The 26985-nt window shown below is 46.2% G+C and carries 28 protein-coding genes and 4 tRNA genes; 10 read left to right on the top strand and 22 right to left on the bottom strand.

Annotation, left to right across the window (positions count from 1 at the left end):
• Positions 1-97: 97 nt before the first annotated feature.
• The 3 genes from glsB to trmB are packed head-to-tail and all read right to left on the bottom strand — an operon-like array spanning position 98 to position 2100.
• On the bottom strand, positions 98-1012 hold the full coding sequence (glsB, locus tag EYR25_RS05370; protein WP_011621971.1) for a glutaminase B: 915 nt from the start codon (positions 1010-1012) through the stop codon (positions 98-100).
• Positions 1012-1338: a YggL family protein gene (locus EYR25_RS05365; protein WP_011621970.1), complete on the bottom strand. Its 327-nt coding sequence runs from the start codon at positions 1336-1338 to the stop codon at positions 1012-1014. Before EYR25_RS05365 ends, glsB begins: the two co-directional genes overlap by 1 nt.
• 45 nt (positions 1339-1383) lie before the next feature.
• Complete coding sequence (gene trmB / locus EYR25_RS05360) at positions 1384-2100, bottom strand: tRNA (guanosine(46)-N7)-methyltransferase TrmB (protein ID WP_023266527.1); 717 nt, start codon at positions 2098-2100, stop codon at positions 1384-1386.
• A 179-nt stretch (positions 2101-2279) separates the two neighbouring features.
• Between trmB and mutY the strand changes: the two genes are divergently transcribed.
• The gene (gene mutY / locus EYR25_RS05355) at positions 2280-3398 is read left to right on the top strand and encodes an A/G-specific adenine glycosylase (protein ID WP_133178759.1); all 1119 of its coding nucleotides are present in this window, start codon (positions 2280-2282) and stop codon (positions 3396-3398) included.
• Between the two features lie 9 nt (positions 3399-3407).
• Positions 3408-3686 carry an oxidative damage protection protein gene (locus EYR25_RS05350; protein WP_023266529.1) on the top strand — a complete coding sequence of 93 codons (279 nt, stop codon included), beginning with the start codon at positions 3408-3410 and terminating at the stop codon, positions 3684-3686.
• An 83-nt stretch (positions 3687-3769) separates the two neighbouring features.
• Here the strand turns inward: EYR25_RS05350 and EYR25_RS05345 are convergent, their stop codons facing one another.
• Both EYR25_RS05345 and EYR25_RS05340 read right to left on the bottom strand, forming a co-directional pair.
• Positions 3770-4345 carry a YceI family protein gene (locus EYR25_RS05345; protein ID WP_133178758.1) on the bottom strand — a complete coding sequence of 192 codons (576 nt, stop codon included), beginning with the start codon at positions 4343-4345 and terminating at the stop codon, positions 3770-3772.
• Between the two features lie 4 nt (positions 4346-4349).
• Positions 4350-4901 carry a cytochrome b gene (locus EYR25_RS05340; RefSeq protein ID WP_133178757.1) on the bottom strand — a complete coding sequence of 184 codons (552 nt, stop codon included), beginning with the start codon at positions 4899-4901 and terminating at the stop codon, positions 4350-4352.
• A 387-nt stretch (positions 4902-5288) separates the two neighbouring features.
• Here EYR25_RS05340 and EYR25_RS05335 point away from each other — a divergent pair.
• The 4 genes from EYR25_RS05335 (at position 5289) to EYR25_RS05320 (ending at position 6067) form a co-directional block, all read left to right on the top strand.
• Positions 5289-5364 (top strand) — tRNA-Phe (locus EYR25_RS05335).
• A 6-nt stretch (positions 5365-5370) separates the two neighbouring features.
• Positions 5371-5446, top strand: a tRNA-Thr gene (locus EYR25_RS05330).
• A gap of 463 nt (positions 5447-5909) precedes the next feature.
• Positions 5910-5985: transfer RNA gene (locus EYR25_RS05325), tRNA-Phe, on the top strand.
• Positions 5986-5991: 6 nt separating this feature from the next.
• Positions 5992-6067, top strand: a tRNA-Thr gene (locus EYR25_RS05320).
• 56 nt (positions 6068-6123) lie between these two features.
• On the opposite strand, the gene EYR25_RS05315 is transcribed toward EYR25_RS05320, so the two are convergent.
• Positions 6124-6309 (bottom strand): hypothetical protein, encoded by a 186-nt coding sequence (locus EYR25_RS05315; protein WP_039977797.1) that lies wholly within the window; start codon positions 6307-6309, stop codon positions 6124-6126.
• Positions 6310-6462: 153 nt separating this feature from the next.
• Between EYR25_RS05315 and EYR25_RS05310 the strand changes: the two genes are divergently transcribed.
• On the top strand, positions 6463-6807 hold the full coding sequence (locus EYR25_RS05310; protein WP_133178756.1) for a DUF3634 family protein: 345 nt from the start codon (positions 6463-6465) through the stop codon (positions 6805-6807).
• Positions 6808-6883: 76 nt separating this feature from the next.
• On the opposite strand, the gene EYR25_RS05305 is transcribed toward EYR25_RS05310, so the two are convergent.
• From EYR25_RS05305 to EYR25_RS05250, 12 genes are all read right to left on the bottom strand, one after another.
• Positions 6884-7093, bottom strand: a complete 210-nt coding sequence (locus EYR25_RS05305) for a hypothetical protein (RefSeq protein WP_084294855.1) — start codon at positions 7091-7093, stop codon at positions 6884-6886.
• Positions 7094-7190: 97 nt separating this feature from the next.
• Positions 7191-7739 carry a DUF3833 domain-containing protein gene (locus EYR25_RS05300; protein WP_023266534.1) on the bottom strand — a complete coding sequence of 183 codons (549 nt, stop codon included), beginning with the start codon at positions 7737-7739 and terminating at the stop codon, positions 7191-7193.
• Positions 7727-8299, bottom strand: coding sequence for a chalcone isomerase family protein (locus EYR25_RS05295; RefSeq protein ID WP_133178755.1), 573 nt, complete (start codon positions 8297-8299; stop codon positions 7727-7729). The genes EYR25_RS05300 and EYR25_RS05295 overlap by 13 nt, the downstream gene beginning before the upstream one ends.
• A gap of 24 nt (positions 8300-8323) precedes the next feature.
• Positions 8324-8890, bottom strand: coding sequence for a DUF2878 domain-containing protein (locus tag EYR25_RS05290; RefSeq protein WP_243729935.1), 567 nt, complete (start codon positions 8888-8890; stop codon positions 8324-8326).
• A gap of 20 nt (positions 8891-8910) precedes the next feature.
• Positions 8911-10167, bottom strand: coding sequence for an SAM-dependent methyltransferase (locus EYR25_RS05285; RefSeq protein WP_133178753.1), 1257 nt, complete (start codon positions 10165-10167; stop codon positions 8911-8913).
• Between the two features lies 1 nt (position 10168).
• Positions 10169-10960, bottom strand: a complete 792-nt coding sequence (locus EYR25_RS05280) for a DUF1365 domain-containing protein (RefSeq protein WP_133178752.1) — start codon at positions 10958-10960, stop codon at positions 10169-10171.
• Entirely contained in the window at positions 10957-12207 is a 1251-nt protein-coding gene (locus EYR25_RS05275; RefSeq protein ID WP_133178751.1) for an NAD(P)/FAD-dependent oxidoreductase, read from the bottom strand. The genes EYR25_RS05280 and EYR25_RS05275 overlap by 4 nt, the downstream gene beginning before the upstream one ends.
• Entirely contained in the window at positions 12204-13004 is an 801-nt protein-coding gene (locus EYR25_RS05270; RefSeq protein ID WP_133178750.1) for an SDR family NAD(P)-dependent oxidoreductase, read from the bottom strand. Before EYR25_RS05270 ends, EYR25_RS05275 begins: the two co-directional genes overlap by 4 nt.
• Positions 13004-13450: a nuclear transport factor 2 family protein gene (locus EYR25_RS05265; RefSeq protein ID WP_133178749.1), complete on the bottom strand. Its 447-nt coding sequence runs from the start codon at positions 13448-13450 to the stop codon at positions 13004-13006. Before EYR25_RS05265 ends, EYR25_RS05270 begins: the two co-directional genes overlap by 1 nt.
• A 45-nt stretch (positions 13451-13495) precedes the next feature.
• Positions 13496-14977 (bottom strand): deoxyribodipyrimidine photo-lyase, encoded by a 1482-nt coding sequence (gene phrB, locus EYR25_RS05260; protein WP_133178748.1) that lies wholly within the window; start codon positions 14975-14977, stop codon positions 13496-13498.
• Positions 14967-16025, bottom strand: a complete 1059-nt coding sequence (locus tag EYR25_RS05255; protein ID WP_133178747.1) for a MerR family transcriptional regulator — start codon at positions 16023-16025, stop codon at positions 14967-14969. Before EYR25_RS05255 ends, phrB begins: the two co-directional genes overlap by 11 nt.
• A gap of 74 nt (positions 16026-16099) precedes the next feature.
• The gene (locus EYR25_RS05250) at positions 16100-17053 is read right to left on the bottom strand and encodes a YbgA family protein (RefSeq protein WP_133178746.1); all 954 of its coding nucleotides are present in this window, start codon (positions 17051-17053) and stop codon (positions 16100-16102) included.
• Between the two features lie 202 nt (positions 17054-17255).
• Between EYR25_RS05250 and EYR25_RS05245 the strand changes: the two genes are divergently transcribed.
• Positions 17256-17765 (top strand): hypothetical protein, encoded by a 510-nt coding sequence (locus EYR25_RS05245; RefSeq protein WP_133178745.1) that lies wholly within the window; start codon positions 17256-17258, stop codon positions 17763-17765.
• A 128-nt stretch (positions 17766-17893) separates the two neighbouring features.
• Here EYR25_RS05245 and EYR25_RS05240 read toward each other — a convergent pair whose 3' ends face one another.
• Both EYR25_RS05240 and EYR25_RS05235 read right to left on the bottom strand, forming a co-directional pair.
• Positions 17894-19123, bottom strand: coding sequence for a DEAD/DEAH box helicase (locus tag EYR25_RS05240; RefSeq protein WP_133178744.1), 1230 nt, complete (start codon positions 19121-19123; stop codon positions 17894-17896).
• 130 nt (positions 19124-19253) lie between these two features.
• Positions 19254-21890, bottom strand: coding sequence for a bifunctional diguanylate cyclase/phosphodiesterase (locus tag EYR25_RS05235; RefSeq protein WP_133178743.1), 2637 nt, complete (start codon positions 21888-21890; stop codon positions 19254-19256).
• A gap of 433 nt (positions 21891-22323) precedes the next feature.
• On the opposite strand from EYR25_RS05235, the gene EYR25_RS05230 reads away from it, so the two are divergent.
• Positions 22324-24741: a Lon protease family protein gene (locus EYR25_RS05230; RefSeq protein ID WP_133178742.1), complete on the top strand. Its 2418-nt coding sequence runs from the start codon at positions 22324-22326 to the stop codon at positions 24739-24741.
• Positions 24742-24811: 70 nt separating this feature from the next.
• On the opposite strand, the gene EYR25_RS05225 is transcribed toward EYR25_RS05230, so the two are convergent.
• A complete protein-coding gene (locus EYR25_RS05225; protein ID WP_133178741.1) occupies positions 24812-25879 on the bottom strand; it encodes an alkene reductase in 1068 nt (355 codons plus the stop codon).
• Between the two features lie 129 nt (positions 25880-26008).
• Here EYR25_RS05225 and EYR25_RS05220 point away from each other — a divergent pair, with 129 nt between their 5' ends.
• A complete protein-coding gene (locus tag EYR25_RS05220; protein WP_023266550.1) occupies positions 26009-26590 on the top strand; it encodes a TetR/AcrR family transcriptional regulator in 582 nt (193 codons plus the stop codon).
• A gap of 121 nt (positions 26591-26711) precedes the next feature.
• Here EYR25_RS05220 and EYR25_RS05215 read toward each other — a convergent pair whose 3' ends face one another.
• Entirely contained in the window at positions 26712-26936 is a 225-nt protein-coding gene (locus tag EYR25_RS05215; protein ID WP_023266551.1) for a TIGR02922 family protein, read from the bottom strand.
• Between the last annotated feature and the right edge of the window lie 49 nt (positions 26937-26985).

The following is a 26985-nucleotide window of genomic DNA, read 5'->3' as shown; positions in this document are numbered from 1 at the left end:
ACAATATGATTAGTATGGAGTTATATAGATTAGCACCGATAGCAGATTAGTGAATTTAACTAATAGTTAGCCTAACAGTGCTAATTGGAGAATTAAATCAGAAGATTGAACGTCCGAGGCGCTGACTGAGATGTTCCAGCATCGCCGTCCCCGCAAGGGAATTACCTTGATTGTCTAATTCGGGAGACCAAACACAGACCGAGAGTTCCCCGGGGATCACCGCAATAATACCGCCGCCAACACCGCTTTTTCCTGGCATACCAACACGGTAGGCAAACTCACCGGCACCGTCATATAAGCCAGAGGTTGCTAACAGGGCATTTAACTGCCGAGTCTGTACCTGCGAAATAAGTTCAGTGCCGTCTAAGGTTTTACCGCGATTGGCTAAATACAACATCGCCCGCGATAGGTCGGCGCAATTCATTTTTAAGGCGCAATAATGAAAATAAGTGCGCAGCACTGTATCGACGTCACCTTGAAAATTACCGAAGGATTTCATCAGATAAGCGATGGCCGCATTACGTGCACTGTGCTGATATTCAGAATCAGCCACTTGCTTGTCGAAACAGACTTTATCGTTTTGACTCAGCGCCCTGACCAATTCCAACATCCGATGCTTAGGTGCCCCTAAACGGCTCTGCAATAAGTCGGCGATGACTAACGCGCCAGCATTAATAAAGGGATTGCGAGGTTTACCCCGCTCGAGTTCAACTTGGACTAATGAATTGAAGGAATGTCCCGAGGGTTCTTTGCCGACGCGGCTCCAAATTTCGGTTTCTTCATATAAAGTTAGCGCTAAGGTTAAGCTGAAAACTTTAGAAATACTTTGAATTGAAAATGGCTCAAGGTAATCGCCTGCGCCTATGGTTTCACCGTCGATTGTGGTCACGGCAATGCCCAATTTACCGGCATCAACATTGGCGAGCGCAGGGATATAATTAGCAACCTTTCCTTGGCCGAGCAAGGGTCGAACTTTGTCGACCACTTCCTCTAATAACGCCTGTTCTGGCATTAACTCCACCAGATATCGTACAGATCGCTAACTTCGAGTTGAGTCACTTTTTGACCCGCCCAGAATGCCTTCACAGCAGCAACATCTTCCTCGGTGCACTTACCGATAGTTTGGGTCGCAATAATACCTTCCCACTCGATATGACCACCGCCGTGGAAACCTAACTTACGGGCTTCAATGACTTCATCGATAAACTTATCGACCGTTGCATCAATATCAGCTTCAGAGACAGATGCATCGAAGGTCCAAGTAATGTCAAAACCTAACTCTTGGAATTCATCAACGCGCATTTTCTTACGTAAACGACGGCTACGATTCTTTGCCATAGTGATTTTCCCCGTTGTGTTAAAAAATAAAATCAATAAAAGATGTTAAGCGATACGCTCAAACATCAGATCCCACACGCCATGGCCGAGGCGATGACCGCGGGCTTCAAATTTAGTGAGTGGACGATGATCTGGGCGTGGCACCACGGTACCATCGGCGGATTGGTTTTTATAACCATTGGCCGCATTCATAACTTCCAGCATATGCTCGCTGTAGTTTTCCCAGTCGGTTGCCATATGGAACACGCCACCAATCTTCAGTTTGCGACGGATAAGCTCAGCAAATTCCGCCTGCACGATGCGGCGCTTGTGGTGACGCTTTTTATGCCAAGGATCGGGGAAGAACAATTGCACGCGAGCAAGACTGCCATCGGCAATAGCATGTTCTAACACTTCCATTGCATCATGGTGATACACGCGAAGATTAGTCACCCCAGCAGCGGCGGCGTCACTTAGGCATGATCCAACGCCAGGCTTATGGACTTCTATACCAATAAAGTTAAGCTCAGGAGCTTCTTGAGCCATTTGTACTAAAGAGGCACCCATGCCGAAACCGATTTCCAGTACAGTATCGGCTTCGCGACCAAACACTTCGGTCAAGTTTAATGGTGTTGGGCTGTAATCTAAGCCCATTGTTGGCCACTGAGTCTCAATGGCTTGCGCTTGACCTTTGGTCAAACGACCTTCTCTTAGGACAAAGCTTCTGATCTTACGCAGATACTTGCCTTCTTCATTAAATTCAGCGGTAGTGACTTCGCTCATTTTTGCCTCGTCTCGTGGACAACACCATCTAAAAAGAAGGGCATTATCCAAAGTTCAACTTACAGTGCAAGCACTAATGGAGGCGAAGTATAACAAGATTATCCTAGAGAGCGAATCTAGGCCGATTTTTCGATAGTCTGTTACTTGTTTGCCAACCAATCTCCCGCTACACTGCGCCGATGAAATCTACAGCCTCCTTTGCTACACGTATCGTTAATTGGTACGACAACCACGGTCGTAAAACCCTCCCTTGGCAGCAAGATAAAACCCCATATCGCGTATGGGTTTCAGAGATTATGCTGCAACAAACTCAGGTAGCGACTGTTATCCCCTATTACCAGCGTTTTATGGCACGTTTCCCCGATGTCTTAGCCCTCGCTAACGCGCCGGATGATGAAGTTCTGCATCATTGGACTGGCCTGGGTTATTACGCCAGAGCTCGCAATCTGCATAAAGCCGCTAAGATGGTTCGCGATTTGTATCAGGGGCAATTTCCAACAGACTTCGAGCAAGTGTTAGCGCTACCAGGTATTGGCCGCTCGACCGCGGGTGCAGTGTTATCCCTATCACTTGGGCAACATCATCCGATCCTCGATGGCAATGTTAAGCGTGTATTAGCACGCCACGGTGCGATTGCGGGCTGGCCCGGTCAAAAGCCAGTGGAAGAACAACTCTGGCAACTCACCGAGCAGTTAACGCCAGAGCAGGATATTCAAAAATATAACCAAGCCATGATGGATATTGGTGCCAGTATTTGTACTCGCAGCAAACCCAATTGTGCTGCTTGTCCTGTGGCTGTCGATTGCAAAGCCCAACTTATGGGAAGGCAGACCGATTTCCCGGGTAAGAAACCGAAGAAGACTATCCCAGAGAAAGCCGCTTGGATGTTGGTTTTGCTTAAAGATAACCAAGTCTTCTTGGCTAAGCGCCCGCCTGCTGGTATTTGGGGCGGACTCTGGTGCTTCCCCGAGTTTAGTACTCAAGCCGCACTCAATGCAGCGCTTGAAGCCCAGGGTTATCACGCTGCGCAACTCGAACCATTAATCGGTTTTAGGCATACCTTTAGCCATTTCCATTTAGATATTCAGCCCATGCTACTGAATTTAGATAGCCACGCGATTGGCTACAACAAGCAAACCTTGGGTAAGCAGAGCGTGGGCGCAGTCATGGAACAAAACCAGTCTCTCTGGTATAACATCAATCAACCTTCCAAAGTGGGGCTCGCCGCCGCAACCGAGCGTGTGTTAGCCAACTTGGGATCACTCGTAGCTAATGCTAGCAACCTCGACAGTCAGTAAGGAATAATCATGGCGCGTACAGTCAATTGCGTATATTTAAATAAAGAAGCCGACGGCCTAGACTTTCAACTGTATCCAGGTGATTTAGGTAAACGCATTTTTGATAACATCAGTAAAGAAGCTTGGGGCCTATGGCAGAAGAAGCAGACCATGCTGATTAACGAAAAGAAACTCAACATGATGAATGTTGATGATCGTAAGTTTTTGGAAGAGCAAATGACCTCTTTCCTCTTCGAAGGAAAAGAAGTGGAAATTGAAGGCTTTGTGCCCGAAAAAGATCAGGAATAAACCTAAGTGACTATCTCTTAAAGTAAAAAAGCGCCGTTGGCGCTTTTTTATTCGCTGATAAATGCAGCTCAGTAACCTTAAGGTTACTTACGCACACCTTCTACCACTAAATCTAACTCAACATTGGCAGACGCTGGGCCTAGGTCCATCTTGATACCGTAATCTTTCATCGCAAACGTGGTAGTACCGGTAAAGCCTGCACGGTATCCGCCCCAAGGATCTTGACCTTCACCCACAGCATGCGCTTGGATTGCCAGCGGTTTAGTCACTCCGTTTAGCGTGAAGTTACCAGTGATAACCAGATCACCATTGCCTTTGTCTTCAACCGAGGTCGAAACGAAAGTCGCTTCTGCAAATTTAGCCGTATTTAAAAAGTCAGCACTACGGATGTGTTTATCACGCTCGGCATGGTTAGAGTCCACGCTTAAGGTGTTCACTTTAACATTCACTTTAGCTGCCGTTGGATTTTTAGCGTCGTAGCTGAAATCACCACTGAAATCATTAAAACGGCCAACTACATAGCTATAACCTAAGTGACTTACTTTAAAGGTAATAGAGGCATGGGCGCCTTCACGGTCAATCACATAATTGGCGGCAGATGCAGCCATAGGAGCCAGTAAAGACGCGCCAATCAAAGCAGCTAATAGTTGTTTTTTCATTATATTATCCTCGGTTAAATTTAATCATCTTGAGTAGTGTTGAATCTTTATCGATAAAATGGTGCTTTAACGCACCTAACGCATGCAGTAAAACCAGAGCAATCAAGCTGTAGGCGGCATATTGGTGAATATCTCCCGCGATATCAGCCTGATTTTCAATCAGTGGCGTTAGGCCGGGTAACTCAAACCAGTCAAACACCATAATTCCACGGCCCTCTGCCGTCGAAATCAAAATACCAGCGGCCATAATCACCAGTAATAAGAGGTAAATCGCGCCATGGGCAATCTGGGCGCTAACCTTTTCCCATGTCTGGTGATTTTGCTCTGAAGCGGGCTTTGGATTAACCAAACGCCAAACTAAACGAAACAGGGTTACCGCCAGCAGCAAAATCCCAACGCTTTTGTGCCAATGTGGCGCCGTTTTGTACCATGGGCTGTAGTAGGTCAGTTCCACCATCCACACACCAACGGCAAAGAGTCCAATCACGACAACTGCACTCAGCCAATGGCAGGCAATAGCAATAAGTCCATAATTCAACTTTGTATTTCTAAACATATAGCGAGTTTAAACCTCTGCACTTAGTCGTATAATCAAATAATAGTCATTATCATAGAACGAAAAATAAAAACTAAAATCAGTAAAAATAGCTCATATCTTTCTAAAATATAGAAATATTAGCGCAATTATGGTGTTAACGCTGATTACGGGGATTAAACAGGTTACTCACGCGGCAGGAAAAACAACTTTGCGGCATCAAATAATCCCGTTCCCAATGGGTTTATTGATAAAAAACAGCCAAAGTGCACATTAAACAGTCGAACACATCATTTATCAGGAAAAAGCGCTTGCAGAGGATAAACACCCTCGCTAATATAGCCGCACTTCGAACGAGACAGCATTAAGTTGTCAGTTTAAAGTAGTAAACTAACGCTTAGTTTAGTTGCCCGAATAGCTCAGTCGGTAGAGCAGAGGATTGAAAATCCTCGTGTCCCTGGTTCGATTCCGGGTTCGGGCACCACCATTCGCCGGCATAGCTCAGTTGGTAGAGCAACTGACTTGTAATCAGTAGGTCCCGAGTTCGACTCTTGGTGCCGGCACCATAAAAAACAAAAAAGCCACTCACTGAGTGGCTTTTTTGTATCTGGGATTTGAGTGAGCTAGAGTTCACTCAATGTTTAATGTAAGTTACTGCTAATCCACTCACGATAGTTCCAGTTGTTCACAAGCCCCCTTCATGGGCATGTCGCTATATACACAAGTAGTAAGCAAAATACTGACTAACAACTTAATACTTAGCACTGCAAATTTTAAAATTCTCAGTAATCCACTGCCGCTTTATTCATCTATCCCACGACTAAATCGTATTAACCCATTGATAGTTCGGCCAAGTGAACCATTCGCATCCCTATAAAGCCTTAAATAAGGCGCTTTTTGTTTAATACTTGGTCAGTCGAATTAAAAGGGCTTGCACAGGGAAAGCGTGCACTATATGATACGCGCACTTCGAACGGATGCGGTGTTAAGCACTCGGTTTGAAGTAGTTAACTAACGCTTAGTTTAGTTGCCCGAATAGCTCAGTCGGTAGAGCAGAGGATTGAAAATCCTCGTGTCCCTGGTTCGATTCCGGGTTCGGGCACCACCATCCGCCGGCATAGCTCAGTTGGTAGAGCAACTGACTTGTAATCAGTAGGTCCCGAGTTCGACTCTTGGTGCCGGCACCAAAAAAACAAAAAAGCCACTCACTGAGTGGCTTTTTTGTATCTGTGATTTTAGCAATTTACTTTATCAGCTCATGCGCTATCGGCCTATCTCCCGCTTGGACTTGATGCTGTAAATGTCGCCAGCCATGAGTTAACTCATTAAGCGGCTCTTTTCGCTCAGGGAAGTGAGAAGATAATTTGTCAATCACATCAATTTGTTTCTTGCACAATAACGACCAACGGTCTGCATTAGATAGGTACATGACGTTTTCCTTAACTAAAGGGGATAATTCCTTAACCATTTTAAGATTAGGATAGACCCTTTCATTTGCCAAATTAAAATTGCGTGTTAGCGCACTGTTAAAAGCCCTGCCTCCAGAGTATCTTTGTCCTATAAACATAAGAGAGGAGGCACTATGACAGCCACTGTTTTTAAGCTCGTTTTTATCGCGATTGGTTTGTTTCTGGTTTATAAGTTGATTTTTGGTGGTAAGAAGGGACTGACTATTTTTGAAATGCATTTTAAAAATGGCAGGATGACTCAACATAAAGGCAAGATCCCCGAGCGCTTCGAGCGAGACTGTCGCCAATTAGCAAAGGCTGAAAAGCTCACTTGTACCATCCGAGCAGAGAAAAGCTCAGACGTACGTCTGCATATTTCAGCGAATGTGAATGACAACCTACAGCAAAGGATCCGTAATCAATTTCCCTTTGAGTATTACGATAAGAAGACAGTGGATAATAGTCGCCAAGCGGGTTAATTTTCCGTATCAGCAGCCCTTATGCCAAAGTAAGGGCTGCACAATTCAATCAAGCTCTGATCAGATTGAACCAATCTTAGAATTTAATCGGATCCTTTGGCTCTAGTTTTCCATCTTCGCGCGCATCACGAACACGGCGCTCATTATCCTGCACCATAGGATCGCTAATGGGTTGATTGGGATCTGCTTGCTTTTCTGAAGTATCTTCAAAGCGAAAATCAATATTTGAGCAAGCGGTTAAAGAAAGGTTTGCGAGTACCGCCAATAAGATCCAATGCTTTTTCATCGTGAAGCCCATATAAGATTGATTGATTTCACCCAGTCTAAAGCATGAAACGCTGGATTATTAGCCAAGCTATACCGTTAACTCTGCAGCAAAAATCCTAGCGCTTTTGGATCACTAAGGTCACTTTGGCAACAGTGATGCCCCATTTAATAATATCGCTTTTGTTAATGATGGTTTTGTCATTAACTAGGTACATCCAATCATCAAAGTGTACTTGGTATTCGTCACCATCAACAGGCAATAACATATCATAACGCCAACGCAGCGCGCTTCCCCTCGCCTCCCCTTGCGCTGTACCGAGAATATCGTCAGCCGTGCCAGTGTATTGCCCTCCTCCTTGGGATTGAATACGCCAAATGCGAGTTTGGGTTTCACCATCATCATAAACAAACCACTCTTTGATAATGCCTTCCGTCCCCTGCCAACTCGCCTCCATGGTGACATTAAACCGACGGATCACTTTGCCACTGAAATCCTCAACAATACCCGATGCCTCAAGTGGACCATTAAAGAAGCTTTCTAACACTAAGGGGGGATTGGTGCCTTGATAATCACTCACATCGACACTAGAACAGCTAGACAAAAGGCTGACCATCAATAACCCTAAGATAAAAGGCTTACCCCAATGCAGTTTTAGCAATCGCATGATTTTTCTCCTAGTAATTGCGCACGTAAGCTTGGACGACTGGTGTTAGTCGACAACCAAATCGCCAGAAATGCTTCGGCTAATTTGGGTTCGTCGATAATCTTCAACGGCTGGCCATTAAAAAAGAACTGACTATGTTGAGTATCGATAATCTTAAAACTTAAGTGATCACCAGGCATAACATTAGGCCAAATCCCCTTGAGTAATTGCAGCCAATTGGCTATCTCATCCTTGCTATAGCCTAAGTGTCGCCACTGATCTGCTGTCGCTTCTAACAGATCATCCGCCTCAATATCACGATAATATTCAATGTCTAATAACTGTGGATAAACGCCACTCTGGTACTTGCCTGTGCTGGTCATGAGTTTGGCTTTATAGACATTAAACCAAAGCCAATCCATTTCGCCCCGACCTACCTCAATAAGCCCAGAGTGCATAGGATTTTCGATTACCTGAGTCGTGGTAGCATGTCCAGCTAATGGCAGCAGTAATCCACACAGGGCACTGAGATATCGCTTTTTTGACCATATAACTAACTGGATTGATGAAATATGAAGCATCAGATTTCTCCACCAATACAAGGATTAACGCCCATATAAACGGGCATCAGCGGTTTGACGATTTAGCCTATGGTTGCGGGAGAGATAGATGAAAACAGGTAATAAAATAGCCCAAATAACGGCTAGGATAATAACTGATATCCCCTCGCCAAAGGGAAGGTTCACAGCATAAAGTCTTGCTCCAGCTAAGTAACTGAGACAACCAAATACTCCGCCTAAAATGGCTTGTAGAACAATCGCAAAGGTACGGATAAAACTAAGACTATGGTTCAAACTCACAGCAAAGTGCAACCAGAGACAAGCCAACCAACCGGGAAAAACCGGAAACTCAAAAATGCCCATCCAAATCAGCAAGCCATCAATCGCCATACCGAGTAACCCAACTTTAAGCATTGTGCTCAAATCACGGGGGATTGCACGAGCGGTTTCCACCCACGGCAGTAACATAAAATGCACTACTAACAGCGGAATACTCAATAACAGCGTACTATTGCCAAATAGTACGCTAGTCCACCAAACACACTGAAAACTCAAGGCGTTGTAGAGTATAAAGCCCTGACGTTTGGAGATATTTAAAGAGGATCTCGCCATAAAATACATCTCACCAAACCTTAACCATTGCTCACAGCGCTCGGTAGACGATAGCTTGGACGTACCGCAACTAAATGCACTGTACTGGTGGTCCGCTCTAAAAAGCCCCCTTCGCAATAGCTTAAATAAAACTTCCACATGCGGATAAAGTCATCGCCATAACCTAAGGCTTGCACTTGCTCAATGGCACGATCGAAGTTGTTATGCCAGTCCCTCAGCGTCTTGGCGTAATCGAGTCCCATATCATCAATCGACCACACCTGCATATCGGTGCGCTTGGCCAAGTGCCCAACCATTTGGTGCACTGAAGGTAAGCAACCACCAGGGAAAATATATCGCTGAATAAAATCAACACCTTTGCGATAACTATCGTAACGTTGGTCGGCGATAGTGATAGCCTGTAATAACATGCGGCCATGGGGTTTGAGCAATGACTCCAGCTTTTTAAAGAACCCAGGCAGGTACTCATGGCCAACGGCTTCAATCATCTCGATAGACACCAGTCTGTCGAAGGTGCCGCTGAGATTTCGATAATCCTCAGTCAATAGGGTGATGCTATCGCTTAAACCTTCCCGTTCGACTCGCGCTTTCGCGTAGGCATATTGCGCATCTGAAATCGTTGTGGTCGTCACGTGCACACCATAATGTTTGGCAGCATAAATGGCTAAGGCGCCCCACCCCGTACCGATTTCGAGTAAGGTCTGCCCAGGTTGTAAGTCGAGCCGCTCACAAATGGTTTTCAGTTTATGCAGTTGCGCCTGTTCAAGACTCGCGGCGCTATCGGAATAGAGGGCGCTGGAGTACAACATTTCGCGATCTAAAAACTGCTCATACAAGGCATTGCCTAAGTCGTAATGGGCCAAGATATTACGTTTAGAGCCCTGCTGAGAGTTTCGATTCAGCAAATGTTTCATACGGTTAACCGACCCCGTCAACCAACCGAATTTCGCCTCAATTTTATCGAGCAAGGGCAGATTGCGCGCAAACAGTTGCACAACCTTAGTGAGATCTGGGCTAGTCCAATGACCTTGGATATAGCTTTCACCGGCGCCAATAGAGCCAGAAAACATCGCTTGGCGATAGAAGCTCGGATGCTTTACCACCAGCGTGGCATGTAAATCACTGTGATGCTCACCAAAGCGATAGCTCTTGTCACCCTCCACTATCGTTAAACAGCCATGGGGGAGATTTTCTAATGCTTTGAGCAATAGCTTACGGGCAAGGCTATCAGGCAATGTTGCCGAAATAACAGAAGATTGCGATGCAGTATTTTCCATCTTATTTCTCCACTTGAGCAGGATGTGGCACAAAAGGTATGCGCTTAAAAAACAGCTTTAATGCCTGCCAATAAATCCCGCCGAAAATTTTCAACGTCATAAACGGAAAGCGAAACAACAAGGCGCGAAGGGATTGCGTATTGATCGGCTGACGAGTCATCGACAGGCTAGCATTGAACAATCGCTTACCCGACTGATTCGGTAGATTCTCGATGCCAATGTTTAGGCGTTCAGCGGGCGGTTCAACATGCCATTGGTAGCGCATATCGAGATTCATAAAAGGCGAAACGTGAAACACTTTATCCGTTGCTGCAGGCGCAGATAAATCCACTAAATAACAGTGGCGCTGATCCCACGGAGTGTTACTCACTTCGGCGAGCATATATAAAGGCTTTTGATTTTGATAACAAAAATAGAAATTTACTGGGCTAAAATACACGCCAAAGTGGCGAATCTGCCCAACAAATAACACTCGACCACAAGGCTGGTGACCGCCCAACTCAGCAACTTGCTCAAGCACCCGCTGCTTAAGGGCAAAGCTGCTGGGCTCGTTTATCTCAAGCTGGCGACTCTGGTTGTCCCTTGTCGTAAAAGTGCGGAGGTAATCCTTAGGATTAAATCTGAGTAGCGCGCGCTGCTGGCTGGCAAAACACTTCCCCATAGCACTGATGCTATCGACCTCATCTAAGTCAATCGCAAGCAACGCCATTTGATAGCTAAAGTGGTGTTTTACTGGCGTATAGCGAGTATGGTTTACCTTGCCATAATAAATGCCGCTATTGAGCTCATTCATAGATCAATCCCAAAGTGAGCACATACGTCTAAGGCACTGCGGACGCCGTCCTCATGGAAGCCATTGTGCCAATAGGCGCCCGCAAAATGCGTATGGTTTTGACCCGATATCTCTTCCCGACGTGCCTGCGCCTTCAAACTCAGCTCATTAAACACAGGGTGCGCATAATTAAAACGACGCAAGATTTTGGATTCGTCAATCAGTTCAGTCTGGTTGAGCGTTACGCAAAAGGTTGGTGCGTCGCTAGGCAGGCGCTGCAGAATATTCATATTGTAAGTCACCGAGGCGGGACGTTTTTGATTGCCATCCAAACGATAATTCCAGCTGGCCCACGCCGCCTTTCGCTTAGGTAAAAGACGGGTATCGGTATGCAAAACCACCTCATTATCTTGGTACTGCAAATCACCCAGAATCGCTTTTTCGGCCGAGGTGGCATCGGTTAGCATCTTAAGCGCCTGATCGCTATGACACGCAAGGATCACCTCATCGAATACCTGCCACTCGCCATTTACATAGAGTTTGACGCCATCTGCATAGCGTTCGATGGCACTCACCGGGCTGTTTAAATGGAGGTTGTCTTTAAAAGGAGCAATCAAATCAGGAATATAACTACGAGAGCCGCCCTTGAGCACATACCATTGCGGTCTATTGCTGACGTTTAATAAGCCATGGTGCTCAAAGAAACGGATAAAGAAGCGCAGCGAAAAGGCGCGCATATCCTCGATGCTCGATGACCAAATAGCCGCCCCCATGGGCAAAATATAATGTTCGGCAAAAAATCGAGAAAACTGCTCGCGGTCGAGGAATTCCCCTAAGTTACCAGCGGGATAATTATCCTGTTGATAAATCGCCTTACAGCTTTTATTGAAACGCACAATTTCGTTTAAAAAAGCCCAAAAGCGTGGATTTAGGAGGTTACGCTTCTGGGCAAACAAACTGGCAAAATTATGGCCATTATACTCAAGCCCCGTCAGGGCGTTGTGCACGCTAAAACTCATTTCAGTCGGTAAAATACTAACGTTTAAACGGGCTAACAGCCGCTCGAAACGTGGATAAGTCCGATCATTAAACACGATAAAGCCAGTATCTATCGCATAGTGTTTTCCATGATGCTCTACATCCACGGTCGCGGTATGGCCACCTATATAGTCATTGGCCTCAAACACAGTAACCTTGTGAGCTTGGCTGAGTAGGTAACCACAGGTTAGGCCTGAAATACCTGTCCCTACAATGGCAATATTTTTCATCGTCCTGCATCCTTAAGCGCCCTTGGCTTGCTATCCCGTTGGATCATTTTTTGCCATACAAAGGCAGGTAAAAATGACATTAATTTCAATAAATAAGTAAATCGTTTAGGGAAATGGATCTCGGTTTCACGGTGCAAAAGTCCGCGACGAATTGCCGTTGACGCCGATTGAGTATCGACTTGCATCGGCATGGCAAAATCATTCTTAGCCGTCAAAGGCGTCGCCACAAATCCTGGGCAAATCACACTCACAGATATCCCGTGTTGAGCAAGGTCGAGCCTCAGGCTGGCGGCTAAGTACTGCACGCCCGCCTTTGAAGCCCCGTAGGCCTCCGCGCGGGGGAAGGCTAAGTAAGTCGCGCTCGAACTCATCAACGCTAAGTGCGAGCCTTTCGCCATTAGAGGCAAAAACGCACCTAGGCAGTAGCCCATGGCAATCAGGTTGGTGTGCACAACACGCTCAAACAATCTGTCGTCAAAGTGTTTAGCGTCATCGATATACTGGCAGCCACCGGCATTGAGGATCACTAAATCCAGCTGACATGCACTAGACGACAACAAATCCCCCACTTGAGTCGCAACCTGCTGAACTTGGCTGCGCTCGGTAATGTCGAAATTGAAGCAAGTTGCGCCAATTAAGACAGTGTCGGCAAGTGCATCGAGCTTGGCTTTATCCCGCCCACAGGCAATAACATGCCAACCCGCGGCGAGATAATCCTGTGCTAATTGCAGCCCAATACCTGAGCTTGCTCCAGTGATCAGCACTGTGTTGATTTTGTGGATCTGCACTGAGGTCATCACTTAGCCGCCCTGTCTTTAAGCAGACGAATGAGTCCGCCCATACAAGGCAAATGCTCGTATAGCATTTGCCCTAAGTCGAAATAATCCCGGTGAAAGTAAATCCGCTGATGAAACTTAAGCTGGCTCATGCCATCGACACGGATGAGTTCGCCTTTGTTTAGCTTGGGATGGCGATATTGCATCTGCCAAAATAGCGAAGCTTGGGAGTCATCCTGCAATACTTCTTTGATTTCAAAGTGAATGTAACCAATGTTTTTGTAGAGTTTGGCAAAATACTCAGTCAAGGCAGTTAAACCATTCACTTGATGCATAGGATCGATAAAACAAATATTGTCATCGTAGACCTGAGCCAACAGATGCAGATTGTCCTTGTTTAATGCTTGATAGAGCGCGATAAACTCATCAACCACACCGCTCTGTTCAATCTTCGCTTGGTTTATCATCCAGATAACTCCCTAAGGGATAAGTTGCAAGGTTAAGCATATGGGCTAAGCCTTTTTCAGCACCCCAAGTACTGCTAGCGCCCTCGCCCTTGCCGCATTGTGATCCACAATTGCACAGGGATAAGCCGAGTCAGACGGTTGCGATGGTGCATCAAATAAAGAAGGCGTTTTTTGCATATTGGGTTGGTGCAAGCGTTTAACACCCCAAGATGCTAGCTCTGGTAAGTACTTACGGATAAAGCGGCCATCTGGATCAAACTTTTCGCTCTGGCTGATGGGATTAAAAATGCGGAAATAGGGCTGAGCATCGCAGCCACAGCCCGCCGACCATTGCCAGCCACCGTTATTGGCCGCCAGATCGCCGTCGATAAGATGCTGGCGGAAATAGCGTTCACCCCAACGCCAGTCGATAAGCAAGTGTTTAGTTAAAAAGCTCGCCACCACCATGCGCAGTCGATTGTGCATCCAGCCGGTTTGATTGAGCTGGCGCATCGCCGCATCCACAATCGGGTAACCTGTTTTGCCCTCGCACCATGCTAAAAACTCAGCTTGGTTGTTACGCCACTGCACATGGTCAGCCTGACGATTAAAATTGTGCCCCTTGGATAAATCCGGAAAAGCCACTAATAAATGGCGATAAAACTCCCGCCAGATAAGCTCATTCAACCAGGTTCGCCCAGGGCTAGTATCATCGACAATAACCTCGGGAAAACGCCCAAGCAGCGCTGCGATACATTGCCTTGGGCTCAGCACGCCCAGCGCCAAATAAGGGGAGATAACACTAGTGCCGTCGAGAGCGGGAAAATCCCTATCCTGCTTATAGTCTTGGGCCTTTTGCTCAATAAATGTGGTCAGAATACGTTTTGCCTGTCCCTCTCCCGCCGCCCATTGCTCGCTCGAGGTTAGCTTGCTCGTTGATTGAAAACGTTCTTTAAAACTGATTGGCTTGGGTTCAGGTAACATAGGGCCAAGCGGCGCAGGCACCCCAAGCGGCAAAATGGCGCGTTTGGCGGCAACTTCTCGCCACTTACGGCTAAAGGGCGTAAACACCTTATACATATCACCGCTTAAGTTAAGCACTGTGCCCGGCGGCAATAGGCAATGCTCGTCGCTAAGCACTAAGGGGATACCGGCATCGAGACAGGCTTGGTCGCGCTTTTGCTCGTTTATTTCGGGTTCTCGCCCCGCAAACACCCGCTCAACCCCCAGCTTTTCACAGTAACTCGCTAAAAAAGCGGGCACCTCTGTAAAGCTATCGAGCTGAATAAGCTCAAATTCAATCCCTAGGCTTGCGAGTCCTTGGGCGAGCAAATTCACATGCCGCTGGATAAAATCAATCTGGATCGGCGCCATATCGTGGCTGAGCCATTGGCTCGGAGTCGCAATATAAATCGCCCTAAGTTTTTCACTAGGTGCTTGCCGCACCCAATCACAGGCAGCCGTCAGCGCTTGGTTATCCGTTAGACGCAGGTCTTGGCGAAACCACATTAACGCGTGCTTTGTCGCTGGAGTTTGATTATCGCTCATCGGCTTGCCCTCCTTGCTGCGCTTCGGCCGCGTTTTTCTGCTTGCGCTGCTGTTTCCTATGTTGCTCTTTTGCCGCAGATACTTGGTTAACCCATTCAGCCAAGTCTGGCGCCATAAACGCCGATAAGGCTGTTAAGGTTGGTGCAAAGGGACCAATGAGATAACAGGTCTCTTGCATTTGCTCGAGCAAGCTTTGCAGCTCGAAGATTTTCGATAGCGGATGATTCGCCTCGGGCAGTAGCAAGAGTGCATCTACCTTGAGTCGATTATTGATAAGTCCAAGGCTTGTGATGTCGAGTACACCAAGATTAATGACTGACACTCTTAACTCGGCAAGCTCCAAGCGTAAAACCAGGCTATACAAGCGATTAGTGATACTCGAATTGTTTATACCCGAGTGAGACATGCTCGAATAACCGCTCTGCTGCTCGGCCGTTTTAGGCCCTTGGACAGATGGCAAACACACTAAACCGATTTGCGCCAAACTGGCCTGCCCAGCAAAACTGGCGCGACCTCCGATGCGACTGGCTAACTCGCTTTCTAACCATGCAAGCAACAGCTCGGCATCTAAACGAGGCTCAAGCAAAGCTGGTAACTGCGCCATCCAAGCCAGCAGCAATTTTTGCTTCACCAATTGAAAGGGATATAAACCTAGGGCTTCATCAAAGATTTGGTGCAGCTTTTGTTGGTCTAGCTCAAACAGTGCGCCATTTAACCCAGTGATCTGCTCATGCCACAAATCCCCTTCTTGCAGAGCAGTATGGTCATCCTCGGTCGCACGAGCTGAGCTTATCAGTAGCGGCTTGACCTTACTGATGGCGACCCCCTTGGCCAACCATGCATTGATCTCATGAATTTGTTGAATATTTTCAGGCGTGTATAACCTATGCCCCTTAGGCGTACGCGCAGGGATCACCAGCCCAAAGCGGCGCTGCCAGGCTCTTAGTGTTACCGCGTTAACCCCTGTGAGTAACGACACTTCCCCTATAGGGAGCAGCTCGCGACTCTCGAGGTGTTCGGCCTCAACCTTTGGATCATGTTGTTTCATGTCTATCACTTAACTCGTTTTTCTTAATAGGTTATCTAATCGTTCAAGCACACCATTCCGACAGCGGCCTATGATTAATAGGCATAACGCAGCTTTAATTCCTCAGGGTGCGGATTTAAGTACACTTGGTCCTCAATATAAGGGGTGGGGAATTGGCGCAAGTAGTGGTTAATCAAGGTGATAGGCACCAGCAAAGGGAGGAGTCCTTGACGATATTTCATTATCATTTCAGACAGTTCTGACTTTTGCTCCTTATTCAAATGCTTTTTAAAATAGCCCTGAATATGCTGTAAGGTGCTGGTATGGTTTCGACGAGTCGCATTGATTTTTAAGGCTGTCATAAAGCCAGCAAAATAGCGCTCGGCGGTTTGCTCTAAATCTTCAATATTAGCCACTATCGGCCCAAGCTCGCGGTACCATTTAGGGCTATGGGCCATCAACAGGTACTTATAGCGGGAGTGAAACTTCACTAACTTGTGTTTGGTTAAGCCCTCATGACACATCTTGTGCCAGTCGTGATAGGCATAGACTCGGGTAAAAAAGTTTTCCCGCAGCACCATATCGTGCAGACGGCCTTCTTCTTCAACCGGTAGATAGGGGTAACGCTCCATTAACTTACGGGCAAATACTCCAATGCCCGTTTTTGAGCCATTATTGGTGCCAATTTTGTACTCAGTCACCCGCTCCATACCGCAGGTGGGAGATTTAGCGCAGAGCAAGTAACCGCCTAAAAAGCCTAATTCTTCAACCTTTTGTTCGCTAAAGCGATTGAGTTTGTCGGTGACATCTAAAGTACCATCACCACTCTGTACGCGGATTATTTCACCATCACGCACCAATCGAATACTTTTACGGGGGGCACCTAGGCCAATCGCCATTTCAGGACACAAGGGAACATAATCAAAAAAGGGGGCAATCTCTTGATTACAATAGGAAGAATTTTTATGCCCACCGTCAAAGCGCACCTTCTCCCCTAATAGGCAGGCACTGATCCCGATTTGAATTCGCTGCGGATTAAACTTGTACATAATGCTATTCCTTGTATCAATTTGAATAGTATTACGGACTATTCTTGTACAAGGATCAAGTTTTTGTACAAATTTCTTATAAAAATTTTCCGACGCTAAAAATCCAACTAAAGGTGCAAGAGTTTGGCCCTGATATTGCTTAGTTTATTAGCCCGATTGGCGCAGCATCGGAAAGTGAACATCGACGAGGGAGAATAAGGAAATGACAGTCATCAATCCCAATAGCTATGCAGCCATTGCATTAAGCCAGCTAAAATTGGTTCAGACTCAACAAGCCCAAGGCGTACCAAGCCCTGTGGCCAGTTCGAGCGCTCAAATGACAGTCCCGCAAGATACAGTCACTCTATCGGGCGGCGTAAATCGAAGTGCTGAAACCAGCGATACCTATAGCCAACTCGCGCCCAATGCCAAGCAAAATTACACCACCAATGTGCAAACTATTGCCGGAACCGAAGAAAGCGCGAAACCCGAAGACAGATTAGCGGAAGCCATGCAGGCTATCCTCGATAAACGCACCGGAGTTGACCGGGAAAAACTGAAGCAGTTAGATGCAGAAATGGCGAAAATTGCCGCCAATGACAACTTATCAGAGGAAGAAAAGGCCAAACAGATAGCGCTACTTGAAGCCCAAAAAGCCGAGCTAATTAAAGAAGCCACTGAGAAGAATGAAGAGCGGCAACGTAATAATCAAGCTGAAGTCTATTTTAGCTAATGCTTAATATCCAAATCGTGAACTATTGATAAACAAAAACCACCCCATTTCTGGGGCGGTCCAGTATCCAATGCAGGAATTTTTATCACGCTTTGCATCTGTAAGCTATGCCGATAAGCAGGCTATGGTTACCGCTTCTTACCGCCTAGGGCACGTTTTTTAGCTCGCTGTTTTTGCGCTGCTTTACTATTGCGTCTTGGTTCAGGTGCCATTTTATTAAAATCAGGCTCAAAACCGGGATACCATTGCTGCGGCAGGCGTTTATCAAGCAATGCTTCGACCTCTTCGAGTAGCAGTGCATCCTCTTGGCTAAAGAGCGTAATCGCCAAACCTGCGCTCCCCGCCCGTCCGGTGCGACCGATACGGTGGATATAATCTTCGGCAATAAAGGGCAGCTCAAAGTTAATCACATACTGTAAGTCGGCAATATCAAGCCCACGAGCGGCGACATCGGTCGCTACTAAAACCTGCACCAGTCCTTGTTTAAAATCCTTTAAAACCTTTTCCCTTGCAGCTTGGGATAAGTCACCGTGGAATGCCTGCGTCGCCACCCCGAGTTGATTGAGCTGAGTGGTAAGCTTATCGACCCCCTGCTTAGTACGGCTAAAGATCAGCACTTGTTGCCAATTTTTACTGCGCACTAAATGGCTGACAAACTCGGTTTTACGGTCACTGTCGATGGCATAAACCCGCTGCTCCACCTGTGCGGCCGTGGTATTGCGTTTCGCCACTTCGATAAGCTTAGGCTCACGCAAAAGGTTTTTACTGAAACCGAAAATCGAATCATCTAAGGTAGCCGAGAACAGCAATGTCTGTCGCTGCGCCGGCACTTGCTTGAGTACGGCTTTGATTTCATCCATAAATCCCATATCGAGCATCCGGTCAGCTTCATCAAATACCAGCACACTCAAGCGCTTAAGGTTAAGCGCGCCTTGACGCAGATGATCGAGCAAGCGGCCAGGCGTCGCGATAAGCACATCGATGCCAGCCTTAAATTCGGCTTGCTGGGCCTCAATACTCACGCCGCCGTAAGCAATCCCGATACGAATGTCCGTGCCTTTGGCATATATCACAAAACTCTGCTGCACTTGCACAGCTAACTCACGAGTGGGCACCAGCACTAAGGCTCGAATATTTTTGGGTGCATCGAGGTTTTGGTTATCAAGGAGCAATTGCTGCAAAATAGGGAGAGCAAAGGCTGCGGTTTTTCCCGTTCCCGTTTGTGCGCCTGCCATCACATCCTGTTTTGCCAAAATAGCGGGAATGGCTTCAATTTGGATGGGCGTGGGTTGCTGATAGCCAAGTTCGGCTAAGGTATTCACTAACTGAGAATCTAAGGAAAGCGCGCTAAAAGACATGGAAGATCACCAAAAACAATAATGGCGCCATGTTAACAGACAGCCGCTAGAGCGACCAGTTGCATTGCATCTGCCAGTTGCTCACGGCGTTAATCGTGCCCAATCGCACTTAGATTGTCGCTAGACACGCTTAGCTTTTCGCTAAAAACGCACCAACATCCGCGGGTAACAGCGGACGGCTGAACAGATAGCCCTGCGCCTGTTCGCAAAGGTTTTGGGTTAAAAACTCGGCCTGATCTTGGGTCTCCACCCCTTCTGCCACTATCTCTAACTTGAGTGCGTGCCCTAGGGCAATCACTGCTTTGGCGATAGCGGTATTGTTGGTGTCGAAGGGAATATCCCGCACAAAGGATTGGTCAATTTTAAGCTTATGAATAGGTAATTTTTTAAGGTAATTTAAGGATGAATAACCAGTTCCAAAATCATCGACCGAGAGCTCAATACCCAGATCCCCCAATAGTTTTAGATCACGAATTGCCGTATCGGGATTGTGCATCATCACGCTTTCGGTCACTTCAAGCTCAAGACAGGTGGCAGGTAAGCCCGTTTCAGCCAAGATACGCTTAACATCCTCCACAAAGGAGCTACGCTGTAACTGTTGTCCGGCAACGTTAACGGCGATTCGGCCAAAGGGTTTTCCCTCGGCGAGCCAACGCACACCTTGAAGACAGGCGGTTTCGAGTACCCATAAACCTATGTCGTAAATCAGCCCTATTTTCTCGGCGACCGGAATAAACACCCCAGGTGAAATTTGCCCTAATACGGGATCGTTCCAACGTAGTAGCGCTTCAACTCCGATTGCTTTGCGGCTGACTAAATCCAATTTAGGCTGATACATCAGATACAAAGCATTCTGCTCAAGCGCGCCATAGAGAGCACTTTGCAGCTTTAAATGTTCAATCGACTCTTTAGTCAGTGATTCGGTGTAGAAGGCATAGTTATTTCGTCCTTCACTTTTGGCACGATACATAGCGGCATCGGCATTGCGCAGCAGAGTATCGGCATTAGCCCCATCGCTAGGATAAATAGAGACGCCCATGCTGGCAGTCAAACGCAGATGATCGCCCGTGCTTACCACAAAAGGCTGCTCAAACACTTGGCGTAATTGTTCGATGACTAAGTTAGCGTCTTCTAGCTTTTGAATACCGGAAACCAAGGCCACAAATTCATCGCCACCGATGCGAGACAACACATCTTGCTCCCGTAGCTGGCTACGCAAACGTTTAGCCAGTTCCACCAGCATCTCATCGCCAATACTGTGGCCGAAACTGTCGTTGATATGTTTAAACAAATCCACATCGATAAACACTGTTGCCAGTTGAGCATTGAGCCTTTTCGCATGTTTGATTTCTTGCTTAAGCTGCATCATCAACTTCATGCGATTTGGTAGATGGGTTAGCGGATCAAAATAGGCCAAATGGGCCAGTTTAGCTTCGCTCTGCTTTTGAGCTGATATATCGGCAAATACCGCCACAAAATATCGAACCTCACCGACTTCATCAAAGATGGTACTGATCGTAATATTTTGTGGAAAAATAGTCCCATCCTTGCGGCGGTTCCAAATTTCACCATTCCACTTGCCCGTTTCGAGTAAGTTATTCCACATGGTTTCGAAAAAGACTTTTTCGTGTCGACCCGAGTTAAATAATCGTGGATTTTGACCGAGTAACTCTTCTCGCGAGTAACCAGTGATCTCATAGAAGGCGCCATTCACATCGGTGATATTGCCGTGTCTATCTGTGACGACAACGCCCTCGAGGGAATGTTTAAACACATTGGTTGCTAGCGTTAGCTGCTCTTCAACCTCTTTGTGTTTGGAAATATTGCGGGTCATACCAATCACTCCCGCCAGTGTTCCTTCAGGCGTTAATGCAGGTACTTTAAGGGTTTCTAACCATAGGTGCTTATTTTGGCTTTGACCATCCAAACATTCGGCAACAATAATGGGGGCTCCCGCATCAATAGCCTGCTTGTCCCCATGCAGGAAAATCTCTGCGATATCTTTACCAAAGAGTTCTTCGTCCGTCTTGCCAACAATTTCACGGCTGGGCAACTCCCATGCTTTTTCAACACTTTGGTTGCAGATGGTGTAAACACCTTCAGCATTTTTTACCCAAATATGCTCTTCAAAACTATCGATAAAGGTTTGTAAACTAATCACATCCATCGACTTTGACTCGCCGCGCAAAACCATTTGAGCTTGTTGCTTTAATTTGAGCAACTCACTCAAATTGAGTTGCACACTATTCACGGTCAGCGATGCCAACTGCAATGCTCTTTGGTCTAAATGCAAAGCTGCCTTATGAAATAGGCACAAAACCCCAAAGTGCGCTCCAGAACTCCAAATAATAGGTAAATAAATCAAGCTACCAAGCGCAGTATCACGCCACTTGGGAGACGATTTTACATCCTGAATCAATGCTTGTTGGTAGGCATTGATATGGCGAATATCCACAGGAAGATTGACTTGATAGTGACTGAAGGTTTCTGACTGATGGAAGAAATTATCTGAAGTTGCTGATGATGAAGAAGTGTTAACTTTAGGGATGGCATTTTGTTGGAGATTAAGGTATGTTTTGAGATTAAAATGCCGCAGAAGCGCTTCGATATCCGATGGTGAACAGTGTTCAGATCGCACAAGTAGGCTGTATTCCCCCACTTCACTGGCTTTTAAAATCACCGCATGTGCTTGAGTTAAGTCGGCAACCAATTGCAAATCGTTTGCCCAATCTAATAACTGCTTTTGTGAAATTGCGACATCAATCATAAGCTTGCTAACTGTAGCCTCTACAATTCCATTTTGACCGAGGGAAAAAATCCCCTCATGAAAAACACACCCAAAACGAGATGATTGATATTACCGCAGGCACTTAACCATCGCCATTCACTAATACAAAAATATTCGACTTATTAACCGATTACTTTGTTTCAGATAATGTATCTGAAACGCTTTTCTGACTCACTCCAATCATAGTCGATCAATCTTAAGCTCATCTTTTATACAAGCAAGCTACACCATCAGAAAACGTAAGCATCTTACCCTAAGACTCAAGCATAAATCCCCAAAATGAATTAAATCTCATCATCAAACATCCTCGCCCCTAACAAGTGGAATTTAATTCCAATTCCCCTTTTCATTGACAATCACAGTATCTTATTGTCTACAATGGAAATAATCAGGATGAAAAACAAGGATCTCTATGCCTACCGTGCCCACAGCCACAGCCGCCATCCCGTTAACGAGTCAACAGCTTTATCGGAAATCCGACCTTAAACAGCTTAGTCCCGAGTGCCAGTCTACTGCCCAGCTTACGCCGCTCGATGATATTGTTGGTCAGGAACGTGCCCAACAGGCGGTGGAATTCGCCATGGGGATTAAGGAAAAGGGCTATAACATTTATGCCATTGGCCAAAACGGCTTAGGTAAACGCACTATGATGCTGCGTTACCTTAATCGCCATGAGCCTATCGAGCCTGCACTGTTTGACTGGTGCTATGTGGTGAACTTTGACGATACCCGTAGCCCTAAAGTGCTCAAACTCACCGCAGGAACGGGGCTAGAGTTTAAGAAATCCATCGAAAAACTCATGCTCAAACTCGTTAAGGCACTGCCCTTAGCCTTTGATAACGAAATGTATTATGCCAGAGCAGAAAAGCTCAAAAACCAGCTGACACAAAAACAAGAAGCCGCGTTAACTGAGCTAAGTGAAGAAGCCAAACAGAAAAACATTAGCCTCAGTTTAACCCTGCAAGGCGATTATCAAATGGTTGCCCTAAATGGCGAAGAGCCCCATGACGAAATCTCCTTTGGCGCATTGACCGAGGCGGAGCGCGCTCAGTTTGAAAGTAATATCAATGGACTCGAAGTAAAACTTCGCGGCATCATTCGACAAAATACCGAATGGGAAGAAGAGTTTAGTGATACTCAGCAGGAACACGACGAACAAGTCGCTAAAGATGTGCTGGTGCACTTTTTCAAACCCTTGAAGGACAAATACAAACATCAGCCCGAAGTCAGAGCCTTCTTAACGGGTATGCAGGCGGATATCTTAAGCAATTTAGATATTTTCCTTGAGGAGAGTGAGGAACAACTCGCCCTCGCCTACGCCTCCCTTGAGAAAAAAATGCCGCGCCGCTATCAGGTCAACGTCATCGTATGCCAAGGCGAGCAAAAATTCCCCATCGTGGTGGAAGAAAGCCCAAGCTATCACAGCCTGTTTGGTTATGTCGAAAATGCCACCTTTAGGGGCACTGTGTTTACCGACTTCTCACTCATCCGTGCCGGAAGCTTACACAAGGCAAATGGTGGCGTGCTATTGATGGATGCCATCAAAGTACTGGAGCGCCCCTATGTGTGGGATGGTTTGAAACGTGCACTGCGGTCGCGCAAGTTAGATTTAAGCTCATTAGAGCGAGAAGTATCACTGTCTGGCACTATCTCTCTGGCGCCGGAACCTATTCCCCTAGATGTAAAGATCATTTTGTTTGGCGATCACGAAACCTATCAGTTATTACAACTCTACGATCCTGATTTCAGTGAGTTATTCAGAGTCACCGCCGACTTTGAAGATGTGATGGACAGAACCGATGTATCTGAGGCCCAATATGCACGATTTATTTCCAGCATAGTCCATGATAACAATATGTTGCACTGTGATCGCAGCGCTATCGCACGGATCATCGAGTACAGTTCCCGTGAGGCGCAGGACCAACAAAAGCTCTCACTTCATTCAGCCAATATTGCCAATCTGCTGCGGGAATCCAACTTCTGTGCCAAGGCAGCTGCAAGTCAACGTATCGAAAAGCAGCATGTAGAGCAGGCCTTGAAAAACCAAGAGCAGCGGGTCTCCCGCTTGCGCGATAATATTATGGAAAGCTTTATCAACGGCACCACATTGATCAACACCCACGATAAAGTTGTAGGCCAAATCAATGCCTTATCCGTTATTTCCACTTCAGACCACCAATTTGGTATTCCAAATCGCATCACCGCAACCACAGCTTTTGGTAAGGGCGAAGTATTGGATATTGAGCACAGGGTTAAACTGGGAGGCCGAATCCATTCTAAAGGGGTATTAATCCTCACCGCCTATTTGGCTTCGGTATTAGGGAAAACCGCACAAATTCCCCTCACCACTTATCTCACCTTCGAGCAATCCTACAGCGGCGTCGATGGTGATAGTGCTTCAATGGCAGAATGCTGTGCCATTATCTCTGCCATCAGCGAGTTGCCGCTAAGGCAAGATATTGCGATCACGGGTTCAATGAATCAGTTTGGCGAGGCGCAGCCTATCGGCGGCGTGAATGAGAAAATTGAAGGCTTTTTCGATGTGTGTAAGATTAAGGGCCGCTCATCGAGCCAAGGGGTAATTATTCCCGAGTCGAATATTGCTAACCTTATGTTACGCCAAGATATTGTAGAAGCAGTTGAGCACGGTGAATTCCATATTTGGGCGATTAGTCATGTCACCCAAGCCATGACCTTGCTACTGGGCAAAGCAGCGGCGACCTTGCAGACGCATAATATCAAGACGACGGATAACTATGACCCAGAATGCGTTTTTGGCATTGCCCAACAAAAACTCAATGCTTTGAGAGCATTAGCAAAAACCAATTGATTCTTAAACACTAAATATGCAAAAAGGGTTAGCTTAGCTAACCCTTTATCTCATAACAATCTTGAAAGCCTTAGATTAATGTTGCCAACATTTCATCGCTATAGGCCACGACTTCCTGACCTTGACGCACTCTTGTTACATAATCTGGGTTGGCAATAAAGGGGCGACCAATGGCAATTAAATCAAACTTATTGGCAGCAATCGCTTCACTCGCAGATTGGGCACTGTAGCCACCGACACCCACTAAGGTTTTGCCATAGTGAGCGCGAACATAACTAGAAACACGGCCATCTAAGTAATCGAACTCCATGCTGTCGTCGAAGATACCGATATGCACAAAGGCCAGTTCACGTTTTTCAAGCTCAGGCAATAAATAGTCAAATACAGCACGGTCACGATTATCTACTGCAATATTGAAATAGGCGCCGGGAGAAATACGCAGACCCGTTCTGTCTTTACCAATACGCGCCGCAACGGCATCAACCACTTCTAAGGCAAAGCGTGACATATTGGCAGGCGTGCCGCCGTATTCATCGGTACGACGGTTACTATCATGGTGTAAGAATTCATCAATCAAATAACCATTTGCACCGTGGATCTCCACACCATCGAATCCAGCTTCAATCGCGTTTTCAGCCGCTTTCGCGTAATCACGTACTAAGCCCTGAATATCTTCAAGAGTTGCCGCTTTCGGGGTAACGTAGGTTAGCTCGCGCATTCTGGGCACACTGCCCTCCACTTTTTGCGCTGAAGGTGCCAGAACATCACCACCGCCAAAGAAATGTGGATGAGCCACGCGGCCTGTATGCCATAACTGCACAAAAATCTTGCCACCATTGGCATGTACAGCATCAGTCACTTTACGCCAACCTGCGATCTGCGCTTGATTAAAAATGCCAGGGGTATTTGGGTAACCCTGAGCATCAGGGCGAATGATTGTCGCTTCAGAGATAATCAATCCCGCTTCAGCACGGCGAGCATAATAAGCCACCATATCATCGGTAGGCACTAAATCCGCATCGGCCATACAACGGGTTAATGGCGCCATTAAGATGCGGTTTTTTAAAGTAATAGTGTCATTAAGCTTGTAGGTATCAAATAGATTAGATACCGAGTTTACAGTATTTTCAATTGACATTGGCTTAGCCTCATTCTTGAATGTGCATTCAAGATATTCTTATTTGAACGATCATTCAAGAACTTTTTTGAATGTTTGTTCAAAATTAGGTAGAATCATCTGCAAGTATCGATGAGAGGTTAGATAGTCATGCGAAATGCAGAGTTTGATAGGGCACAAGTGCTCAGGGGCGCCATGTCCGCCTTTATGCATAAAGGATATACCAAAACCAGCATGCAGGATCTGACCCAAGCAACGGGATTGCACCCCGGTTCCATCTATTGCGCCTTCAGTAATAAGCGCGGCTTACTCATCGCCGCCATCGAGCAATATCAGCAGGACAGAAACGAGCAATTTAAACTTATCTTCTCCGATAGCCGGCCAGTATTAGGTAATTTAAAGACTTACTTAGACAATATCGTGGTTGAATGTGTCAGCTGTGATAGCCAGCAAGCCTGTTTGCTCACCAAGGCATTAAATGAGATTGCTGCGCAGGATGATGAAATTCAAGGGATTATCAGCCAAAATCTCAAGCTTTGGCAAAATGCGCTAACGGCACAATTTGAATTAGCGACCACCCAAGGATTATTGCAAGGCGATCTTAATAGTGAACAACGGGCACAATACTTAATGATGGGCATTTATGGTTTAAGAACATTTGCTCACACCCATCCGCAAGCGGAAATTCTGCAACAGTTAGCCGATAAACTGTTTACAGATGTCTGTAGATAACCGCCAAATTTAAAACAATATTTCTTGGCTTATTAATGCGTTACCCTAAAAGTAAAAGGACGATAAATCAACTTTATCGTCCTTTCATTTTATGCTTTGCTAGGGCAATTTTTCGTTTTTGTTAACCTATATTAGCCTGTGCAAACACCCGCTCACCAAGTGAGTTTAATATCTTACATTCGCCTTCTAGTACAGCGATAATGGATTTTCCTTTACGAAAACTCGCAGGGATCATCACACGGCCAGAGTCGCTGACGGGTAAATCTTCTAACACCGCATTGTGCATAATTAACCCGACGGGCGCGTCATAGTACAAAACGGTAACAGTCGCTTGTGTTGCTTGCATAACTTTTAACTCACATTAAGCAGAAACTACTGCTATCGATTAAAGTGGC

Origin of the sequence: Shewanella decolorationis, assembly GCF_004354305.1 — a bacterium.
Taxonomy (GTDB): Bacteria; Pseudomonadota; Gammaproteobacteria; order Enterobacterales; family Shewanellaceae; genus Shewanella; species Shewanella decolorationis.
The sequence above is the reverse complement of the archived record's forward strand: the minus strand, read 5'-3'. Positions and strand labels throughout refer to the sequence as shown.

Coding starts and splice junctions, on each gene's coding strand:
- EYR25_RS05220 (WP_023266550.1), top strand. CDS start 26,009: ATGCGAAATGCAGAGTTTGATAGGGCACAAGTGCTCAGGGGCGCCATG.
- EYR25_RS05225 (WP_133178741.1), bottom strand. CDS start 25,879: ATGTCAATTGAAAATACTGTAAACTCGGTATCTAATCTATTTGATACC.
- EYR25_RS05240 (WP_133178744.1), bottom strand. CDS start 19,123: ATGTCTTTTAGCGCGCTTTCCTTAGATTCTCAGTTAGTGAATACCTTA.
- EYR25_RS05340 (WP_133178757.1), bottom strand. CDS start 4,901: ATGTTTAGAAATACAAAGTTGAATTATGGACTTATTGCTATTGCCTGC.
- EYR25_RS05345 (WP_133178758.1), bottom strand. CDS start 4,345: ATGAAAAAACAACTATTAGCTGCTTTGATTGGCGCGTCTTTACTGGCT.
- phrB (WP_133178748.1), bottom strand. CDS start 14,977: ATGAGCGATAATCAAACTCCAGCGACAAAGCACGCGTTAATGTGGTTT.
- EYR25_RS05305 (WP_084294855.1), bottom strand. CDS start 7,093: ATGAAAAAGCATTGGATCTTATTGGCGGTACTCGCAAACCTTTCTTTA.
- EYR25_RS05315 (WP_039977797.1), bottom strand. CDS start 6,309: ATGTACCTATCTAATGCAGACCGTTGGTCGTTATTGTGCAAGAAACAA.
- EYR25_RS05230 (WP_133178742.1), top strand. CDS start 22,324: ATGCCTACCGTGCCCACAGCCACAGCCGCCATCCCGTTAACGAGTCAA.
- EYR25_RS05290 (WP_243729935.1), bottom strand. CDS start 8,890: ATGGCGAGATCCTCTTTAAATATCTCCAAACGTCAGGGCTTTATACTC.
- EYR25_RS05300 (WP_023266534.1), bottom strand. CDS start 7,739: ATGCGATTGCTAAAACTGCATTGGGGTAAGCCTTTTATCTTAGGGTTA.
- EYR25_RS05280 (WP_133178752.1), bottom strand. CDS start 10,960: ATGAATGAGCTCAATAGCGGCATTTATTATGGCAAGGTAAACCATACT.
- EYR25_RS05365 (WP_011621970.1), bottom strand. CDS start 1,338: ATGGCAAAGAATCGTAGCCGTCGTTTACGTAAGAAAATGCGCGTTGAT.
- EYR25_RS05310 (WP_133178756.1), top strand. CDS start 6,463: ATGACAGCCACTGTTTTTAAGCTCGTTTTTATCGCGATTGGTTTGTTT.
- glsB (WP_011621971.1), bottom strand. CDS start 1,012: ATGCCAGAACAGGCGTTATTAGAGGAAGTGGTCGACAAAGTTCGACCC.
- trmB (WP_023266527.1), bottom strand. CDS start 2,100: ATGAGCGAAGTCACTACCGCTGAATTTAATGAAGAAGGCAAGTATCTG.
- EYR25_RS05295 (WP_133178755.1), bottom strand. CDS start 8,299: ATGCTTCATATTTCATCAATCCAGTTAGTTATATGGTCAAAAAAGCGA.
- EYR25_RS05250 (WP_133178746.1), bottom strand. CDS start 17,053: ATGTACAAGTTTAATCCGCAGCGAATTCAAATCGGGATCAGTGCCTGC.
- EYR25_RS05270 (WP_133178750.1), bottom strand. CDS start 13,004: ATGACCTCAGTGCAGATCCACAAAATCAACACAGTGCTGATCACTGGA.
- EYR25_RS05255 (WP_133178747.1), bottom strand. CDS start 16,025: ATGAAACAACATGATCCAAAGGTTGAGGCCGAACACCTCGAGAGTCGC.
- EYR25_RS05285 (WP_133178753.1), bottom strand. CDS start 10,167: ATGGAAAATACTGCATCGCAATCTTCTGTTATTTCGGCAACATTGCCT.
- EYR25_RS05235 (WP_133178743.1), bottom strand. CDS start 21,890: ATGATTGATGTCGCAATTTCACAAAAGCAGTTATTAGATTGGGCAAAC.
- EYR25_RS05245 (WP_133178745.1), top strand. CDS start 17,256: ATGACAGTCATCAATCCCAATAGCTATGCAGCCATTGCATTAAGCCAG.
- EYR25_RS05265 (WP_133178749.1), bottom strand. CDS start 13,450: ATGATAAACCAAGCGAAGATTGAACAGAGCGGTGTGGTTGATGAGTTT.
- EYR25_RS05215 (WP_023266551.1), bottom strand. CDS start 26,936: ATGCAAGCAACACAAGCGACTGTTACCGTTTTGTACTATGACGCGCCC.
- mutY (WP_133178759.1), top strand. CDS start 2,280: ATGAAATCTACAGCCTCCTTTGCTACACGTATCGTTAATTGGTACGAC.
- EYR25_RS05350 (WP_023266529.1), top strand. CDS start 3,408: ATGGCGCGTACAGTCAATTGCGTATATTTAAATAAAGAAGCCGACGGC.
- EYR25_RS05275 (WP_133178751.1), bottom strand. CDS start 12,207: ATGAAAAATATTGCCATTGTAGGGACAGGTATTTCAGGCCTAACCTGT.